This is a genomic window from Bacteriovorax sp. BAL6_X (assembly GCF_000443995.1).
GTDB lineage: Bacteria > Bdellovibrionota > Bacteriovoracia > Bacteriovoracales > Bacteriovoracaceae > Halobacteriovorax_A.
Map to the genome: position 1 here is coordinate 246,335 of NZ_AUMC01000009.1, position 16,663 is coordinate 262,997.

The following is a 16,663-nucleotide window of genomic DNA, read 5'->3' on the forward strand; positions in this document are numbered from 1 at the left end:
TTTTTTGGAAGACTAGTTAACGGAACCGTTCGAAATATAGATCTTATTTGCGCCATTAATTCTTTCTAATTCTTCCTTAAATTTTTCATTAGCTGTCGTAATTAAAACTTGGAACTCTCGTTGTTCCAAAAATTTAACCAGCCTACCCCATCTCGCCTTGTCTAGTTCCCCTGAGACGTCGTCGATAAGTACAATTGGATAGGTGTTAAAGTTATACCTAAATAGCTCTATATAGGCAAATAAGAGGCTCAAATAAGACATTTTTTGTTGGCCTAAAGAACAAAATTCGTATGCATTCATCCCATCAAATAGAAGCACGTAGTCATCTTTATGAACTTGATAGGTCGTATGCCCTACAACTAGGTCCTTTTCTAGTCTTTGTTGCATATAATCAAAGATCATCTCTGGTGAATAACCATGAAAACGAGAATCAACTTCGATTTTAAGTGAATGATCTTCCGAAAAGATATCGCGATATGTATTTTCACAAAATGGAATAAGTTCAGTGACGAATTGATTTCTCATGGCCACTAGCTCATAAGCATAGTCGGCCATTTGGCGATCAATAACATTTAACTGTTCACGAAATTGTGAAGGCTTCTTTGAGAGAAGAATATTTCTAAACCTAAGGGCAGAATTGTACTGATTTAATACTTTCTTATAATCGCGACTTAGCATAGATAAATGGTCATCAAACCACTTTCTTCTAAAGCTTGGGATATTTGAAAAAGAATATGAATCAAATGGATTGATAAAAACTAGTTTTGCATCGAGCTTCTTTTTCGTATTCTTACCGTTTAGGGCCCAAGTAGATCCTTGAGGATTCATCTTTCCACTGAAAGTAATATTGTCTCCGTCGTGATCAAACAATGAAGAAAATAATATCTCAGGGTTATCCCCATCAATACTTAATAACTGTGGAAAAGTTGTGTTTTTACGAAATGATTTTCTCGTTACTAAGACATGTAAAGCTTCTAAGATATTTGTTTTTCCATTTCCGTTCTCACCTAGAATACAATTTATATTTCCGTTAAAAGAAATTATATCTGGCTCTAGGTTTCGAAAATTTGTTACCTGAAGTTTTACAAGTTTCAATTTACTAGATTCTAAGTGGCATAATGATTCCAAGATAATTTTGGATATCATTTGATCTTACAATTACCGCTGAAAATTCATTATTAAATTCAAAAGTAACATTCTCTGTATTTAGAATAGCAATTGAATCCAATAGAAAACGAGCATTAAAACCTATTTCAATTTCTTTACCTTCGTAATCAACTGGAATTGTCTCTTTAGCATCACCAAGTGACGGATGGTTTGCAGAGATCGTCATATGGTTTTCAGTAAGCTTAATCTTTACTGCATTAGACTTCTCATTAGACATAATCTTAATACGTCTAATAGCGTTTTGAATAATCTCTTTATCAGCTGTTAGAGAATAAGTTGTTTTAGCAGGAATTACTGCTTGATACTTTGGATACTCTCTAGCAATTAAACGAATACCAAGTTGATATTGTTCATTAGCTGTCACATATAAATATGAGTCATCAACAGAAATAAACAGATTAGCACCTGGATAAGTTTCTGCGATTTTTCTTAGTTCTGCTACACCCTTCTTAGGAATAATAATTCCATTGATAAGAGCTTCGTTATTTTGTTCTGAGATATCATTTTCAATTAAAGACAGACGATGTCCATCAGTTGAGACAGCTCTTAACTTCCCTTCTACTTCTTGAAAATAAATTCCGTTAAAGTGAAGTCTCGTTTCATCGTTTGAAATAGCATATGAAGTTTTAGTAATTAAGTTTAATAGATCGTCTGAATTTAGCGTGAAAGTATTTTCGCTTCCAAAATGTAATTTAGGAAATTCATCTGCTTCGTAAATTAAAAGTGAATAATGAATTTCTTCACAATTTATTTTTAGAAGATTTTCACCATCTTCCAACTCAATGTTGATATCTGTGTTAGGAAGTTCTTTTAATATATCAAATAGGTTCTTAGCGTTTATACAAAATGAAGCTGTTCCTTCAGTTGATGCATTAATTGAATACTTTGCTGATACTTCAAGATCTGTAGCTGAAAGATATATTTTATCATTGCTAACAGTTAGTAACGTATATGTTAATATCGGTCTTGAATTCTTCTTATCAATAACAGTTAAAATTTTATTTAATGCATCTCTTAAGTTATCTGTATCAACCCTAAGCTTCATTTTTAATCCTATCAGAAAATTATTTGTAATGTTGTATAATGGAAAACACTAGTTAGCAAGCGTGTCTAGAGCATTTAACTCTTCTTCTTTTTATATATATTTATATATATATTATATATAATCCTGTGGATAAGTTCATAAGTGGCAACTCCCCTTTTATTAGCTTGTCTTCTCAATTTGGCCATTGTTGGCAAACGTTGACTACTTTTTTTTATGCTTTGCATTCATTCGTATATTATCTAAATTATAACAAAACTATGATGTTATTAGATTTTTGCTCACGGCCAATTGTGAATAATTTTTTGGCCAAGAAAATTTCTTTAAAAATACCTATTTTGGCCAGTCATTTACTCACAATTTACAAACATGTTGATAACTTTTTTATCCACGGCCTTAGTTTGTGTCGATAATATTATTAACGGCCGTGAATAAGTTTAGAAATCTTTAATAAAGTATTGAAATTATAGTGTTTATTAATTCACAATTAATTTTCTTGGCCGTGGATTGGCCGTCGAGGGCCGTGAATAACTTACATTTCGTAGGACCAAAACTGACTAGTCAAATACTGGTGTGAATTTGTCGGCCTAATGACTAGTCACAATATCAACATTCCACAAATTTTTCGTGGATAGAGTCGGGGATTGGCCACTCAATAATCCACGGCCGACTGGCCAAATGGCCGGCCAATATTGAGGATGTGAAAATATAAAAGAAAGGCCGTGAATAACACGGCCTTTATCTTGGTTAGTCAGCTGACTAGTCAGAAATTTAATAGGGGATTATAACGAATTTTCAATCGTCATAATTGTCTTAGAAAGCATTGGATCTTGAGACAGTTGTTTTGAAATCTTTTGTTCAGCGTGAACAACAGAGCTGTGATCACGTCCACCAAAGAATTGACCAATCTCTTCATGTGTTGCACTTGCAAGCTTACGACATAAGTACATGGCCACAAAGCGTGCATTAGCAATATCTTTTACACGTGACTTAGACTTAAGATCAGCAACAGGAATTTTAAAATACTGTGAAGTTTGCTTAGTAATTCCTTCAATTGTAATTTTCTTTTCGTCTTCGTAGTCTCTAAGTCCTAGAACTTCTTTAACCATCTCTAATTCGATATCGACCTTCATGATGTCAGAGTAGGCTGAAAGCTTAATTAGAGCACCCTCAAGCTCTCTAATCGAGTTTTTAACATTACATGCAATTAGGTTAACAATATCTTCAGATAGGAATAGGTCAAGATCATCTGCCTTAGCATTAATAATTGCTACGCGTGTTTCAATATCTGGTTTTTGAATATCAACAACTAGGCCCCATTGTAGGCGAGTTTTAATTCTTTCTTCTAGTCCGTTAATCTCTTGTGGAGTTTTATCAGATGTGAAAATTAGTTGTTTTCCTTTTTGATATAGCTCATTAAAGATATGGAAGAACTCACGTTGTGTTCCTTCTTTGCCTTTAAGTTCATGAACATCATCAATCATAAGAACATCAACTTTATCAGAATACTTTGAACGGAATTCTGGTAGTTGTTTATTACGAATCGATTCAATCATTTCCTTCATGAAATCACGTGCTGTGATTAAGCAGATTACATAGTGAGGATATTGATTGTGAATACCGTTGGCCATAGCATGTAAGAGGTGAGTCTTACCAAGTCCTGAATTTGAGTGAATGTAAAGAGATGGATATTTACCTGCTTTACCTGGACTTTTTGCAATCGCAACAGAAGCTGCATAGGCCATATTATTTGATGGACCGATGACAAAGTTTTTAAATGTTTTGCTTCGATCGATAACGATATTATTATAGTCATCACTCACGTGATCAATATACTTAGATTCAACTTGTGAAAGTAGGTCTTCCTGTACCGGTTCAAGGTCTAATGAAAATGAGATTTCATTGGCCGACTTTGGTCTATTTAGACTTGGTTCTATAGGACCATTATTTAAGTGTTGAGATAGGCTAGGTTGAGCTAAGTTATTGTTATTATTAGCTACAATCTCAATTTGGTATGATTTTCCTAACGTATTTACAATGCTTTGGCTTATTTGGCTCAGATTCTTCTCAATAAAAGACTTAATAAAGTTAGTCGTTGTTGAAAATATAGCTCTTTCACCATCAATATTCATTAATTTGAAGAAATCGCCTTGGAAAAATGATGCATATTTTTGAGCATTTACTAATGATCTCAGAGAGTTATGAATCTCCGTGTTCATCATATCTAGTTCTTCAGCACTAAAGAAATCATCAGATAGGCTAGACTTATTATACGATGGTTGACTCAAATTTTGCTTAATATTGAAGGGATCCTCAATAATATTCTTATTGGCAAGATCTTCTATGTTATTGATTTTGTTACTTGATGGGTTAGAATTCTTTAAAAATTCATTAAAAGGAAAATTTCCCTGCATGTTGGATTCCCTTGAGCATCTACTCGTCAATTTTTCTTTAATTACGTGTTGTGGGGAGAATTTGTATCATGGCCCAAAATCCTAGGCCAATAAAAAAATGGGTTTTTTACGCATGGCCAAATAAATCAATTATTTTGGCCTGCACTATGTACAGGGCCATTGACCAGTGATGCGAAATGGTATAATACTAGCCCTTACATTATTAATTTTTAGTTAAACAGTTATAGTTAGGTAGGTTGAAGATGTCTAAAAGAACTTGGCAGCCAAAAAGAAAGAAAAGAATGAGAGTACACGGATTCCTTAAAAGAATGGAATCTGCAGGTGGGCGTAACGTTATCAAAGCTCGTAGAGCTAAGGGACGTAAGCAACTTACAGTTTCTCACGGTAAGAAATAATGACATCAGTTGATAGCACTTTTGATAAAAGTTCAAGACTGCTATCAACTGAAGATTTTTCTTATTTAAGAAAAAATTCTCATGTAGTCACTGATCGTTGGCTTCGTATTTATTACAAGCCATCACGTCTAAACTCTGAAGTTTCTAGAGTTGGTTTTTCTGTTACTAAAAAAGTCGGTAAAGCTAATAAACGCAATCTTTGTAAGAGAATTATTAGAGAATTCTTCCGTAAGAGTTCCTATCGTAATAATGGTAAGGACTTTATGATTGTTGTCTCTAATCGTCTTTTTAAAAATTCACAAAATCCTAAAGAAGATCTTCGTAATTCCCTTGTGAACGCCTTTGCAAAAATTCAATAAAAGATTAACAACTCCTTTATAGCGTGTTAAAAATCTCCATACTTAAGCACTTAAGAAAATACACGTTAGGAGTATTAAAGAATGAATAATGACCAAAAACGCACTGTCTTAGCGTTTGTTCTTACTGGTGTAATTGTCTTTACATGGCAAGCACTTTTCAGTTCAAACCAACCAGTTCAACAACCAGTTAAGCAAGAACAAGTACAAAATCAAAACACACAAGGCACAACAGCTTCTGCAGAAACGAAGCCAATTGCTACGCAAACAAATAAAGCTACTAATCTAACTTCAGTAACTCTTAAAGCAGGTTCTTTTTTCTATACAGTAAATAGTGATCTTTCTTTTAGTGAAGCTGTTGGAAATAAAACATCAATGACTTTAAAAGAGCTTTCTGACAAAGATAACTTTTTTAACTTCAAACTAATTGATACGAATAACAATCTACAAAACTTCAACTTTGTTTTTGATGAACAAACTCAAGAGAATGAAGTTGTAGGTAATGATCTTAATAAGCAAATCTCAATTCGTTTAAAATTAGAAAATGATGGCCGTCTTTCTTACCAGCTTAATGGTGATCAAGATTTTAGACTTTCATACAATATGTCAGCTACTGAAAAACAATCTGATAATAGAACTTATCGTCAGTACGTTGTTCAGGGAATAGATACTGATCGTTATAATCTTGAATCAGACGAGAAAGGTGAGGGGAGCTTAAAGTGGGTTGCCTTAGATTTTAATCACCATGTATTCTTTAATGTATTTAATGAAAAACAAACAATCAATTACATGGCCACTGAAAACGGTGAGATCTTTTTCCAAACTGTAAATGGAAAGAAGAACTACAATGGTTATGTTCTTTACGCTCTTAAAAATTATGACTACCTTTTAGGTTTTGATAATCAACTAGATCTTTCAATTGATTTTGGAATCTTTGGAATCTTTGCTGTTCCAATTCTTAAAGCAATGCAAATGCTTTACACTTATGTAGGTAACTACGGTATTGCTATTATCCTTTTAACAATTGTTATTCGTCTTGCAACTTATCCTCTTCAAGCTAAGTCTTTTAGATCGATGAAAAAGATGCAAGTACTACAACCTGAAATCGCGAAGCTTAAAGAAAAATATGCTGATGAACCAATGAAGCAGCAAAAAGAAACAATGGAGTTATTTAAGAGATCTGGTGCTTCTCCACTAGGTGGATGTCTTCCAATGGTTCTTCAAATTCCAATTTTCATTGCTTTCTATCAAGCAATTTCAAACTCTGTTGAACTTGTTGGTTCACCTTTCTATTTTTGGTTAACTGACCTTAGTGCGAAAGATCCGTACTATATTCTTCCTGCAATTATGGGGATTACAATGCTTGTGCAAACAAAGCTTAATCCTTCAACTTCTGCAGATCCAAATCAACAGAAGATTATGTACATTATGCCGATCGTCTTCATTTTCATCATGAAAGACCTTCCAGCTGGTTTAAACCTGTATTTCACAGTTTCAAACATTCTGGGAATTGCACAACAACTATACGTTTATAAAACTGCAGAAGCATAATTAACCATGATATACGAAACGGATGACCTTCCTATTGTCGCTTGCTCGACTGGCCTAAATGAAAATACGGCCATAGGGGTTATCCGTTTATCTGGTTTTTCTAATATTGGTTCTATAGGACCATTTTTCAAAAAAGATTTATCAAGCCTTGAAATTCGTAAAGCAACTTTTACAAAATTATATGACCAGGACGGAAATTTCCTAGATGAAGTCGTTATTACGTATTTTAAGGGCCCTCATAGTTATAATGGTGAAAATATACTAGAGATAGCTGCACACGGTAATACGCTCAATTTAAAGCGTATTATGAATGCATTCATTAACTCTGGTGATTTTCGTTTAGCAAAGAATGGTGAATTCACTTATCGAGCACTAAAGAATAAGAAACTCTCTCTTGCTCAAGTCGAAGGACTTGATGCACTTTTAAATGCTTCTTCTTCTCTAATGCTTGATGAAGGTCTTAAACTTCTTAATGGAAGCCTTTATCAAAAATACACAGACCTCTACGAAAAGTTCTTAAAACTAAAAGCAGCTGTTGAAATTAATATCGACTTTGCTGAAGACGTAGGGGAGGAACAGTCTCAAAAACTATTAGATGATGCTGTTGCTGATATCAGTGGTCATATTACTTCACTTCATCGAAGTGCCAGTGTGAATGCTAAGAGTTTAATGTCTCCAGACATTGTTCTTTGTGGTGAGCCCAATGCCGGTAAGAGTTCATTATTCAATTTATTTCTAAATGAATCGAGATCAATCGTTTCTGATATTGCTGGAACTACTCGTGATTATATTTCGGAATATATTAGTCTTGGAAATGAAACTTTCAAATTAGTTGATACGGCCGGACTTCGCAATACCACTGACGTTATTGAAGAAGAAGGGATTAAGAGAAGTCGTAATTTAATTGAAAATGCTTTCTATAAAATTCTTCTTGTAAATATTAATGAAGTCGAAAAATATCAGTATCACGATATTAAAGAGACTCTTTTTGATGCTCTTATCTTTACACATTTTGATGAATTTAAAGGCTCTTTGAACTTAGATAAGTTAGAAGAAAAACTTCCAAAGGCTATTAAATACTATAGTGCCGACACTTCAAAAGGCGAAGGAAGTCTTGTTGAAATAAGTGGTCCTATCGGACCAGATACACAAAGTGGTTCTATAGAACCAGTTAAAAAAGACCTTGGTCCTATGGGGGCAAGCCACAAGAATGGTCCTACAGGGGCAAAATCTGAAACTAATCAGAATACTGGTCCTATAGAACCAGCTCATATAACTGAGTTAATTACTCAAGATATATTGTGTAAGTATACGAAATTACGTAATAGTGATCCTATTTCAATAGAGAGACACCGTGTTGTTATCAATGATATTTATAGTAAATTCACAGAGTTTTCTAATAATATCAAGTATTTAGATGATATCGCTATTATATCTTCTGAAGTTTCAATACTTGAAAAGAAAACTGCTGAACTCATTGGAATTATTAGTCCTGACGATACTCTTACACATATATTTACCAACTTCTGTATAGGTAAATAATATATAAACCATTGATTTTTCTCAAAATATAGCTTAAATGTTCCACGTAGAACTTTATTATCAGAACTGTGTCTATTTGTTCCACGTAGAACAAATCTAGGCAAAAGTTCCACGTGGAACACGTGTGAAATCGGAAATTATATGTTTGATGTAGCCATCATTGGTGGAGGACATGCAGGTCTTGAAGCTGCCTGGGCCGCCGCTCAATTTGATTTAAAAGTTGCAATTATAACAATGCCAGGTGTGAGTATAGCATCGGCTCCATGTAATCCTGCAGTAGGTGGAGTAGGTAAAGGACAAGTTGTAAGAGAGATCGATGCCCTTGGTGGTATCATGGGGAAGTTAGCAGATAGAAGTGCTATCCAATATCGTACTCTTAATGAATCTAAAGGCTATGCTGTACAATCAACTCGAGTACAGATTGATAAGGAAGTATATGCTAGGAATGCAGAAGCGGAAGTTGCTGCAAATGATAATATTACTGTTATTAGAGAGATGGTCGAAAGAGTAAGTAGAGATCAAGAGTTCTTTCTGATTAAAACAGCTGAGGCCGGGTATCTTTCTAAGAAGATCGTTGTTACAACTGGTACATTCTTAGCTGGTAAGATGCATACAGGAGAAGAACAATTAGATGGTGGCCGTGTCGATTGTTTGAAAGCTGATTCTCTTGAGAATATCTTTGTGGGTGTAACAGCACTTAAGACTAGGTTTAAGACTGGAACTCCCGCACGTCTAAAGAGACATACAATAGATTTTTCTAAGATGGTAGAACAGGAAAGCGATCCGGCTGCAGTAAACTTTCATTTTGGACACGATTTAAACGAGAGATTCATTGATCAGGTTTCTTGCCATCTTACTAAGACTAATGAGAAGACTCTTGGAATTATACGTGACAATAAGGAACGAAGTCCTATCTTTAATGGACAAATCAAAGGTGTTGGACCGAGATATTGTCCATCTATTGAGGACAAGGCCTATCGTTATGAAGATAAGGATGTTCATCACGTCTTTGTTGAACCAGAATCACTAGAGTTAGATACATTTTATCCAAATGGGATATCTACATCGCTTCCACGTGAGATACAGCTAGACTTTATCCGTACAATAGAAGGTTTAGAGAATGCTGAGATTGCTATCTATGGTTATGCTGTTGAATATGATGTTGTTGATACAACCTGCCTTGATAGAACTCTTCAATCGAAAGAAATGCCTGGTCTCTATTTCGCAGGACAAGTAAATGGTACTTCTGGTTATGAAGAGGCCGCTGGGCAGGGATTGATTGCAGGTATTAATGCCGCTAGATCAGCTATTGGCGCAGAGAAGTTTATATTAGATCGCGAGGATTCATATATTGGTGTCATGGTAGAGGATCTAGTTTCAAATAAGAGAGATGAGCCTTATAGACTATTTACTGCACGTAATGAAAACCGCCTCTATGTAAGAGAGGATAACACAATTCTACGTATGAAAAAGTATCGTCAACAGTTAGGATTGTATGCAGCTGTGGACCAATATCAAGAAGCTTTTGAAAGGAGCTTTAATATTATTTGGAATGTAGCTAAGAATTATACATATAAAGCTAACCCAAATAATAAAGCATATTTCAATGATAAAGGATATGGACCACTTAATTCTAATATCACTCTAGCGGAGCTATCAAAGAGAGCACATTTAAATCCAGTTGATGTGCTAACTGCGGAGTTAGGTGAGAATAATATGGCCTTCGATCCAAATGTTATTCGTACAGTAGCTATCTCTCTTAAATACGAAGGGTATATTGATCGTGCATTAGTGGAGAATGCAAAAATAAATCGTTTGAGTAAAAAGCCAGTTGATTGGAAGGTGTTAGTAGCAAGTGAAAATATATCATTTGAATGCCGCCAACGTATTACAGAAATAAAGCCAGAAAGTTTTGGCCAATTACAAAGAATAGTAGGGATTCGTCCTGCAACCTTAGCCTATGTAGCAGGTAATATTTTATGATGAAAGACACAGAGTTTTGCCAAAAGTACCTAGAACAAATCAACGGTCCTTTTGCAGGAATTAACTTAACAAGAATTAATACACCAGAAGAGTTTTTTGATAAGCAATATGTAGATAGTGTTAAGCCTATCGAAAATGTTGCTTCACTTAAGAAGATCTATGACAAGACTAAGATCCATGTCGATATTGGTTTTGGCGGAGGCTTTCCTTTGTTACCACTTGCTAGCTTAAATCCAGATAAGAAGTATATTGGATTTGAAGCAAGAGGGAAGAAGTCGAAGGTTGTTAATCAGATTGCCGAGGCTATTGGTCTTGCTAATGTTAAGACTTATCATCAAAGATTTGAGAACGTGTACTTTGATCGCGACTGTACAATTACATTTAAGGCAGTATCGACAATACAGAATCTTCTTCCATTAATAATCACAGATAAGACTGTAAACGTTATCTTCTACAAGGGGCCAAACTTCTATGAATTAGAAGATCTAGATTGGCTTGGAAATAAGTGGGAGATAGTTGAAGAGACTCTTGTTGATATTCCTAATACAGAAGGGCGTATGATGATTGCCCTACGTAATAAGAATGTTCTACGTGGAACAGAAATTACGACTTTTAGAAAAAATAAAAATAAAAATCTTGTCACTTTGTCTTCATTTCTTTAAAAATATAGTAACAACTATATCTTTTGGGAGACATAAATGGCTAAAATTATTGCACTCATGAATCAGAAGGGTGGTGTTGGTAAGACAACTACTACAATTAACCTTGCTGCCTGCCTTGCAGTAGCCGAGAAAAAAACTCTGGTAATTGACCTAGACCCTCAGGGTAACGGTAGTGTTAGTTTAGGGCTTGATTCAGCGCAGCATAATGGAAGCAATATCTATCATGCAATGATTGGTAAAACAGATATTCGTGAATGTATCTACGAAACTGAATTACCTAATCTTCATATTTGTCCATCTGATAATAACTTATCAGGAGCAGAGATTGAGTTAGTAAGTGAATTCGCTAGAGAATCAAAGTTAAAGACAGCTTTTATGCCAGTGATGGATTCTTACGACTATATCCTAATTGACTGTCCTCCTTCACTTGGTCTTTTAACTGTGAACGCGCTTAATGCTGCTCATAGCTTTATTGTACCAATGCAAACTGAATATCTTGCAATGGAAGGTCTGGCACAACTTGTAAATACAGTAAAACTTATTAAAGCAAATTTAAATCCTACATTAGAAATGGACGGAATCGTCCTTACTATGTTTGATGGAAGAGCATCTCTTCACAAACAAGTTTCTGAAGAGATTAGAAGGCACTTCGGCGAAAAAGTATTTCAATCGGTAATACCTAGAAATGTAAAACTCGCCGAGTGTCCATCTTTTGGTAAACCAATTATCCTTTACGATATTGAATCAAAAGGTTCTGAAGCTTACTTATCACTAGCTAAAGAACTTATTATTAAAGATCGTGCACAATCAGTAGAAATTCAAAATGAATTACCACAAGTTCCATCGTCAAATGAAATAGATGGTTCACTAGCTGGTAATATTCAATAGGTGAGGGGAAGAGACAATGGCTAAGAAAATGGCGTTAGGAAAAGGTATGGGATCATTACTTGGTGGCACTCAAGGTGCTTCCAAAGCATCAAAGGCTCAAGCAGCTTTTTCTGATCTTCAAAAGGTAGCAGCTGATAATCCAGCTCCTACAAAACCAGTGCTAAATACAACTCCAGCTGCACAAGTAGAAACTAATCCTTCAATGCTTGATATTACAGTAATTCATGCAAACCCAAACCAACCGAGAAAGATCTTTAAAGAAGAAGAGCTTCATGAGCTTTCAAACTCAATTAAAGAAAACGGCGTTATTCAACCACTTATTGTTGTTAAGGCCGATAATGGATATGAACTTGTTGCTGGTGAAAGAAGACTTCGCGCTTCAAAACTTGCTGGTCTTACACAAGTTCCTGTTGTGATCAAAAGAGCAACTGACCGTGAAAAAATGGTTATGTCGATCATTGAAAACGTTCAAAGATCTGATCTTAATTGTGTTGAAGAGGCACTAGCTTACTTTGCATTGATGGAAGATTTTAATTTAACTCAAGAAGAAGTTGCAAAGAAAGTTGGAAAGGAAAGATCTACAGTTGCAAACTTCTTACGTATCCTTAAATTACCTCGTGATGTTGTTGAACTAATTCAGAAGGATCAACTTTCATTTGGTCATGCTAAAATTTTAGCTGGTATTAAGGAAAGAGAAGATTGTATTCGTATTGCAAATAAAGCAGCGATTGATAATCTATCAGTACGTGAAACTGAAAAATTAATTAAGTCTGCGAAGAGACCAACAAAAGTTGGCAAAGAAGAAGAAAGCTTCGACTTTTTTAATGGAAAAATGTCACAGTACCGTGAAAAATTAGAACAAAAAACTGGTTATCATTTCGGTATTAAAACAAATAAAAACGGTGGAGGAGAAGTTTTACTTAAGTTCTCTAATGAAGCTGAATTCAATGATATTTTTGAATACTTACTTTTAAATAGATAATGTTTTATTGGTCCTATGGGACCAGTCTTTATGGCCGGTCCTATAGAACCAAGATTTAAATCAAATATGGTCCTATAGAACCAGCCACGGAAAGGGTAGATTTATGACACAAGGAACAATGGCAGCAATTATCGAAGACGGGTGTAAACTCGAGGGTAATATTACACTGAACGGTGTAGGGCGTATTGCGGGAATTGTGAACGGAACTATCTTTTCAAATGATACGGTAATTATTTCCGAGGCCGCTGTAATTAATGCAGACATTATTGCTGATGTAATTATGATCAGTGGAATTGTAAAAGGTGACATCAAGGCGACTTCTCGCGTTGAAATTATCAAGCCAGCTCGCTTTGAAGGGACTATCACTACACCTTCGCTTATTGTGGAAGACGGCGTTATTTTCCATGGTACAACGAAGATGCACGACGATAAATAATTAAATAAATTTGATTATTTACAACTTAAATAAATATTAACAATCATTCAGAAAAAAGCGGTTTATCTTGACGATAGGCCAGATAAAGTTTAATTATTAGTGAACTTTTAACCAATCTTATTACACAATTTGGGGTAGTCACTAATGGATACTATCAATACAGTATTAAACTCTCTAGGTATCAACTCTACTTTTTTCATTCAATTGGCCATCGTTACAGTTCTTTACTTTGTAACTAGAAACCTAATTTGGTCTAAGCTTCAAGAAGTTCTTGAGAATCGTGAAGCAAAAACTACTAAAATGGAATCGGGTGCTGACGAAAAGACTCGTCTTGCGACTGAGCTAGAAAATGAATATAAGTCAAAAATTGAAGGTGCTCAATCTGAAGCTTTCAACTTAATTCAAAATAAGAAAGAAGAAGTTACTAAGCGTGAAGCAGTTAAAGTAAAAGAACTTGCTAATAAGCTTGAAGCAGAAGCTAACTCAGAAAAGGCAAAGTACTCTCAAGAATTAGAAGAGAAGAAAGTTGCTATCATGAAAGATGCTGATGAACTTTCAGCACTTCTAGTTGATAAAATTGTACAGTAGTTATTAAATTATAAGGATACTAAATGAAATTATTATTAGCTCTAGTTTTTAGTAATATCGTATTTGCAGCTGGTGGTGAGTACCACGGTGGTCATTTATCAGACCTACTAGTTCCTGCAATTAACTTCACAATTGTTTTTGGATTCATGGCATGGAAAATTATCCCTTTCATGAAAAATTCATTTGTAGAAAAAGCAGATTCTATTAAGGATCTTGTTGAGTTTGCAGCTGAGAAAGATGCAAAAGCAGAAAAAGAATTATCAGCTTCAAAAGCTAAGCTTGATAATATCGAAGGTGAGAAAGAACAAATTATCACTAACGCTAAAAAAGATGGTGATAAATTTGAAGAAACTTACGTTCAAGAAATCAAAGCATCAATGGAAAAGATGGAAGTAGATTCTTCTCACAAATTAGAATCTGAAAAGAAGATGATGCTTAAACGACTTAATGAATCACTATTAGATGAAGTAATCTCTAAAACAAAGAATAAAATTCATTCTGATAGTTCATTATCAAATAAAGCAACAAGCAATTTAATTTCAAGACTATAGTTCTAGGGTTAGTAAGATGAAAGAAAAGAATGTAGCCAAAGCGTATGCAAAAGCGATTTTCAGCCTAGGTAAAGAGTCTAATATTAATACAGCACAAGAGCTTACTGCTCTTACAGAAGTAATCAATGCAAGTAATGATTTAGAAAACGTAATGTTTCTAGATGTATTTACGATTGAAGAAAAAACTTCTGTTCTTAATGACGTATTAACAAAGTTAGGGCTTTCTCAAGTTGTAAAATCATTTATTAATTTCCTACTTCAAGAAAAGAGAATTGGTATTCTGCCTTTAATCTTTAAAGAAGTAATCGTTATGGATGATCATGAAAAAGGTTTCATGAGAGGAACAATTGAAGGTAATGCAGATTCAATTGATACTGAGTCACTTAATAAGATCAAATCATTTATTAAGTCACAACTTGGATCAGAACCTGAGTTAACTTATACAAAAAACGAAAAAATTACAGCAGGTGTTCGTGTGACAGTTGAAGACTATCAAATCGATGCATCTGTAGATAAACAACTTAATACTTTAAAAGAATCAATTATAAATGGCTAATGGCCAATTATTGTAGAGGTAAATGATGTCAATGAATCCAGAAGAAATTACGAGCATTATCAAAGACAGAATTGCTAACTTCGAAACTAAACTTCAAGTAGACGAAGTAGGTACAGTTCTTACTGTTGGTGATGGTGTTGCTAGAGTTTTCGGTCTTAAAAACGTAATGGCCGGAGAGCTTGTAGAATTTGCTACAGGTACAAAAGGTATGGTTCTAAACCTAGAAACTAACAACGTTGGTGTTGCTATTCTTGGTGATGATCCAAAAATCACAGAAGGTTCAACAGTAAAAAGAACTCAAAAGATCGTTGAAGTACCAGTAGGTGACGCTCTTTTAGGTCGTGTTGTTGATGCTATTGGTAATCCAATTGATGGACAAGGTGAAATCGTTTCTGAACACACTAGACGTGTTGAAATTAAAGCTCCAGGTATTCTAGGTAGAAAATCTGTACATGAGCCACTTCAAACAGGTATTAAAGCGATCGACGCTATGATTCCAATCGGACGTGGTCAGCGTGAGCTTATCATTGGTGACAGAAAGACAGGTAAAACTGCTGTTGCAATCGATACAATTATCAACCAAAAAGGTAAAGATGTTGTTTGTATCTACGTAGCTGTTGGTCAGAAGAATTCAACAGTACGTCAAGTACAACAAAAACTAAAAGAAGCTGGAGCTCTTGATTATACAATTATCGTATCTGCAACTGCTTCTAACTCTGCACCACTTCAGTACTTAGCACCATATACTGGTTGTACAATGGGTGAGTACTACAGAGATAGCGGTAAGCACGCACTAATCGTTTATGATGATTTAACAAAACAAGCTCAAGCTTATCGTCAACTTTCACTACTTCTTAGACGTCCACCAGGACGTGAAGCATTCCCAGGGGACGTTTTCTACTGTCACTCAAGACTACTTGAGCGTGCAGCGAAACTATCTGATGACCTAGGAGCTGGTTCACTAACTGCACTTCCAGTTATTGAAACTCAAGAAGGTGACGTTTCTGCATATATTCCAACAAACGTAATTTCTATTACAGACGGTCAGATCTTCCTTGAAGGTGACCTTTTCAACTCTGGTATTCGTCCAGCTGTTAACGTTGGTATCTCAGTATCACGAGTTGGTGGTTCTGCTCAGATTAAAGCAATGAAAAAAGTTGCTGGTACATTAAGACTTGATCTTGCTCAGTACCGTGAACTTCAAGCTTTCGCGGCTTTCGGTTCAGATCTAGATGAAGCTACTCAAAAACAACTTTCAAAAGGTGAGAGACTTGTTGAGCTACTTAAGCAAGCACAATATTCTCCATTTGACGTAATCGATCAATCTGTATCTGTATATGCAGGTACAAAAGGTATGTTTGATTCAGTACCTGTAGATAAAGTTAGAGTTGCTGAAAAAGATCTTCTAGATCACCTAAATACTTCTCACTCAGATCTTATGAATTCACTAAGAACAGAGAAGCAAATTTCTGGTGAGAACGATGGTAAATTAGCAACTGCAATTAAAGAATTTATTGCAAGTAAGAACTACTAATTAATTGAGGAGCCAT

General features: G+C 34.9%; 16 protein-coding genes. 13 read left to right on the forward strand and 3 right to left on the reverse strand.

Translation table 11 applies throughout. The annotated features are described in order from the left end of the window. Positions 1 to 12 precede the first annotated feature (12 nt). From M902_RS09915 to dnaA, 3 genes are all read right to left on the reverse strand, one after another. Positions 13 to 1,095: a DNA replication/repair protein RecF gene (locus M902_RS09915; protein ID WP_021267538.1), complete on the reverse strand. Its 1,083-nt coding sequence runs from the start codon at positions 1,093 to 1,095 to the stop codon at positions 13 to 15. 4 nt (positions 1,096 to 1,099) lie between these two features. Next, the gene (gene dnaN, locus M902_RS09920) at positions 1,100 to 2,212 is read right to left on the reverse strand and encodes a DNA polymerase III subunit beta (protein ID WP_021267513.1); all 1,113 of its coding nucleotides are present in this window, start codon (positions 2,210 to 2,212) and stop codon (positions 1,100 to 1,102) included. 779 nt (positions 2,213 to 2,991) lie between these two features. Continuing rightward, the gene (gene dnaA / locus M902_RS09925; protein WP_021267586.1) at positions 2,992 to 4,623 is read right to left on the reverse strand and encodes a chromosomal replication initiator protein DnaA; all 1,632 of its coding nucleotides are present in this window, start codon (positions 4,621 to 4,623) and stop codon (positions 2,992 to 2,994) included. A gap of 242 nt (positions 4,624 to 4,865) precedes the next feature. Here dnaA and rpmH point away from each other — a divergent pair, with 242 nt between their 5' ends. From rpmH to atpA, 13 genes are all read left to right on the forward strand, one after another. Next, complete coding sequence (gene rpmH, locus M902_RS09930; RefSeq protein WP_021267474.1) at positions 4,866 to 5,018, forward strand: 50S ribosomal protein L34; 153 nt, start codon at positions 4,866 to 4,868, stop codon at positions 5,016 to 5,018. Then, entirely contained in the window at positions 5,018 to 5,377 is a 360-nt protein-coding gene (rnpA, locus tag M902_RS15995) for a ribonuclease P protein component (protein ID WP_021267536.1), read from the forward strand. The genes rpmH and rnpA overlap by 1 nt, the downstream gene beginning before the upstream one ends. Positions 5,378 to 5,458: 81 nt before the next feature. Further along, positions 5,459 to 6,925, forward strand: a complete 1,467-nt coding sequence (gene yidC, locus M902_RS16000) for a membrane protein insertase YidC (RefSeq protein ID WP_021267467.1) — start codon at positions 5,459 to 5,461, stop codon at positions 6,923 to 6,925. Positions 6,926 to 6,931: 6 nt separating this feature from the next. Continuing rightward, the gene (locus tag M902_RS09945) at positions 6,932 to 8,467 is read left to right on the forward strand and encodes a tRNA modification GTPase (protein WP_021267627.1); all 1,536 of its coding nucleotides are present in this window, start codon (positions 6,932 to 6,934) and stop codon (positions 8,465 to 8,467) included. Between the two features lie 141 nt (positions 8,468 to 8,608). Continuing rightward, on the forward strand, positions 8,609 to 10,450 hold the full coding sequence (gene mnmG, locus M902_RS09950) for a tRNA uridine-5-carboxymethylaminomethyl(34) synthesis enzyme MnmG (RefSeq protein ID WP_021267576.1): 1,842 nt from the start codon (positions 8,609 to 8,611) through the stop codon (positions 10,448 to 10,450). Further along, entirely contained in the window at positions 10,447 to 11,112 is a 666-nt protein-coding gene (locus M902_RS16005; protein WP_021267434.1) for a 16S rRNA (guanine(527)-N(7))-methyltransferase RsmG, read from the forward strand. The genes mnmG and M902_RS16005 overlap by 4 nt, the downstream gene beginning before the upstream one ends. Positions 11,113 to 11,148: 36 nt before the next feature. Next, complete coding sequence (locus M902_RS09960; protein ID WP_021267656.1) at positions 11,149 to 12,000, forward strand: ParA family protein; 852 nt, start codon at positions 11,149 to 11,151, stop codon at positions 11,998 to 12,000. A gap of 16 nt (positions 12,001 to 12,016) precedes the next feature. After that, the gene (locus tag M902_RS09965) at positions 12,017 to 12,982 is read left to right on the forward strand and encodes a ParB/RepB/Spo0J family partition protein (RefSeq protein ID WP_021267616.1); all 966 of its coding nucleotides are present in this window, start codon (positions 12,017 to 12,019) and stop codon (positions 12,980 to 12,982) included. 103 nt (positions 12,983 to 13,085) lie between these two features. Then, positions 13,086 to 13,418 (forward strand): polymer-forming cytoskeletal protein, encoded by a 333-nt coding sequence (locus M902_RS09970; protein ID WP_021267600.1) that lies wholly within the window; start codon positions 13,086 to 13,088, stop codon positions 13,416 to 13,418. 144 nt (positions 13,419 to 13,562) lie between these two features. After that, entirely contained in the window at positions 13,563 to 14,006 is a 444-nt protein-coding gene (locus tag M902_RS09975; protein ID WP_021267684.1) for an ATP synthase B/B' CF(0), read from the forward strand. 23 nt (positions 14,007 to 14,029) lie between these two features. Continuing rightward, complete coding sequence (locus M902_RS09980) at positions 14,030 to 14,557, forward strand: ATP synthase F0 subunit B (RefSeq protein ID WP_021267570.1); 528 nt, start codon at positions 14,030 to 14,032, stop codon at positions 14,555 to 14,557. A 16-nt stretch (positions 14,558 to 14,573) separates the two neighbouring features. Next, entirely contained in the window at positions 14,574 to 15,113 is a 540-nt protein-coding gene (locus M902_RS09985) for a F0F1 ATP synthase subunit delta (protein WP_021267524.1), read from the forward strand. Positions 15,114 to 15,135: 22 nt separating this feature from the next. Continuing rightward, positions 15,136 to 16,647, forward strand: a complete 1,512-nt coding sequence (gene atpA / locus M902_RS09990) for a F0F1 ATP synthase subunit alpha (protein ID WP_156979806.1) — start codon at positions 15,136 to 15,138, stop codon at positions 16,645 to 16,647. Positions 16,648 to 16,663 lie beyond the last annotated feature (16 nt).

What these genes read in the sequence shown, in the direction of transcription:
- dnaA (WP_021267586.1), bottom strand. Translation starts at nt 4,623, where the DNA reads ATGCAGGGAAATTTTCCTTTTAATGAATTTTTAAAGAATTCTAACCCA.
- M902_RS09965 (WP_021267616.1), top strand. Translation starts at nt 12,017, where the DNA reads ATGGCTAAGAAAATGGCGTTAGGAAAAGGTATGGGATCATTACTTGGT.
- M902_RS16005 (WP_021267434.1), top strand. Translation starts at nt 10,447, where the DNA reads ATGATGAAAGACACAGAGTTTTGCCAAAAGTACCTAGAACAAATCAAC.
- M902_RS09970 (WP_021267600.1), top strand. Translation starts at nt 13,086, where the DNA reads ATGACACAAGGAACAATGGCAGCAATTATCGAAGACGGGTGTAAACTC.
- M902_RS09980 (WP_021267570.1), top strand. Translation starts at nt 14,030, where the DNA reads ATGAAATTATTATTAGCTCTAGTTTTTAGTAATATCGTATTTGCAGCT.
- atpA (WP_156979806.1), top strand. Translation starts at nt 15,136, where the DNA reads ATGATGTCAATGAATCCAGAAGAAATTACGAGCATTATCAAAGACAGA.
- mnmG (WP_021267576.1), top strand. Translation starts at nt 8,609, where the DNA reads ATGTTTGATGTAGCCATCATTGGTGGAGGACATGCAGGTCTTGAAGCT.
- yidC (WP_021267467.1), top strand. Translation starts at nt 5,459, where the DNA reads ATGAATAATGACCAAAAACGCACTGTCTTAGCGTTTGTTCTTACTGGT.
- M902_RS09985 (WP_021267524.1), top strand. Translation starts at nt 14,574, where the DNA reads ATGAAAGAAAAGAATGTAGCCAAAGCGTATGCAAAAGCGATTTTCAGC.
- rnpA (WP_021267536.1), top strand. Translation starts at nt 5,018, where the DNA reads ATGACATCAGTTGATAGCACTTTTGATAAAAGTTCAAGACTGCTATCA.
- M902_RS09960 (WP_021267656.1), top strand. Translation starts at nt 11,149, where the DNA reads ATGGCTAAAATTATTGCACTCATGAATCAGAAGGGTGGTGTTGGTAAG.
- rpmH (WP_021267474.1), top strand. Translation starts at nt 4,866, where the DNA reads ATGTCTAAAAGAACTTGGCAGCCAAAAAGAAAGAAAAGAATGAGAGTA.
- M902_RS09945 (WP_021267627.1), top strand. Translation starts at nt 6,932, where the DNA reads ATGATATACGAAACGGATGACCTTCCTATTGTCGCTTGCTCGACTGGC.
- M902_RS09975 (WP_021267684.1), top strand. Translation starts at nt 13,563, where the DNA reads ATGGATACTATCAATACAGTATTAAACTCTCTAGGTATCAACTCTACT.
- dnaN (WP_021267513.1), bottom strand. Translation starts at nt 2,212, where the DNA reads ATGAAGCTTAGGGTTGATACAGATAACTTAAGAGATGCATTAAATAAA.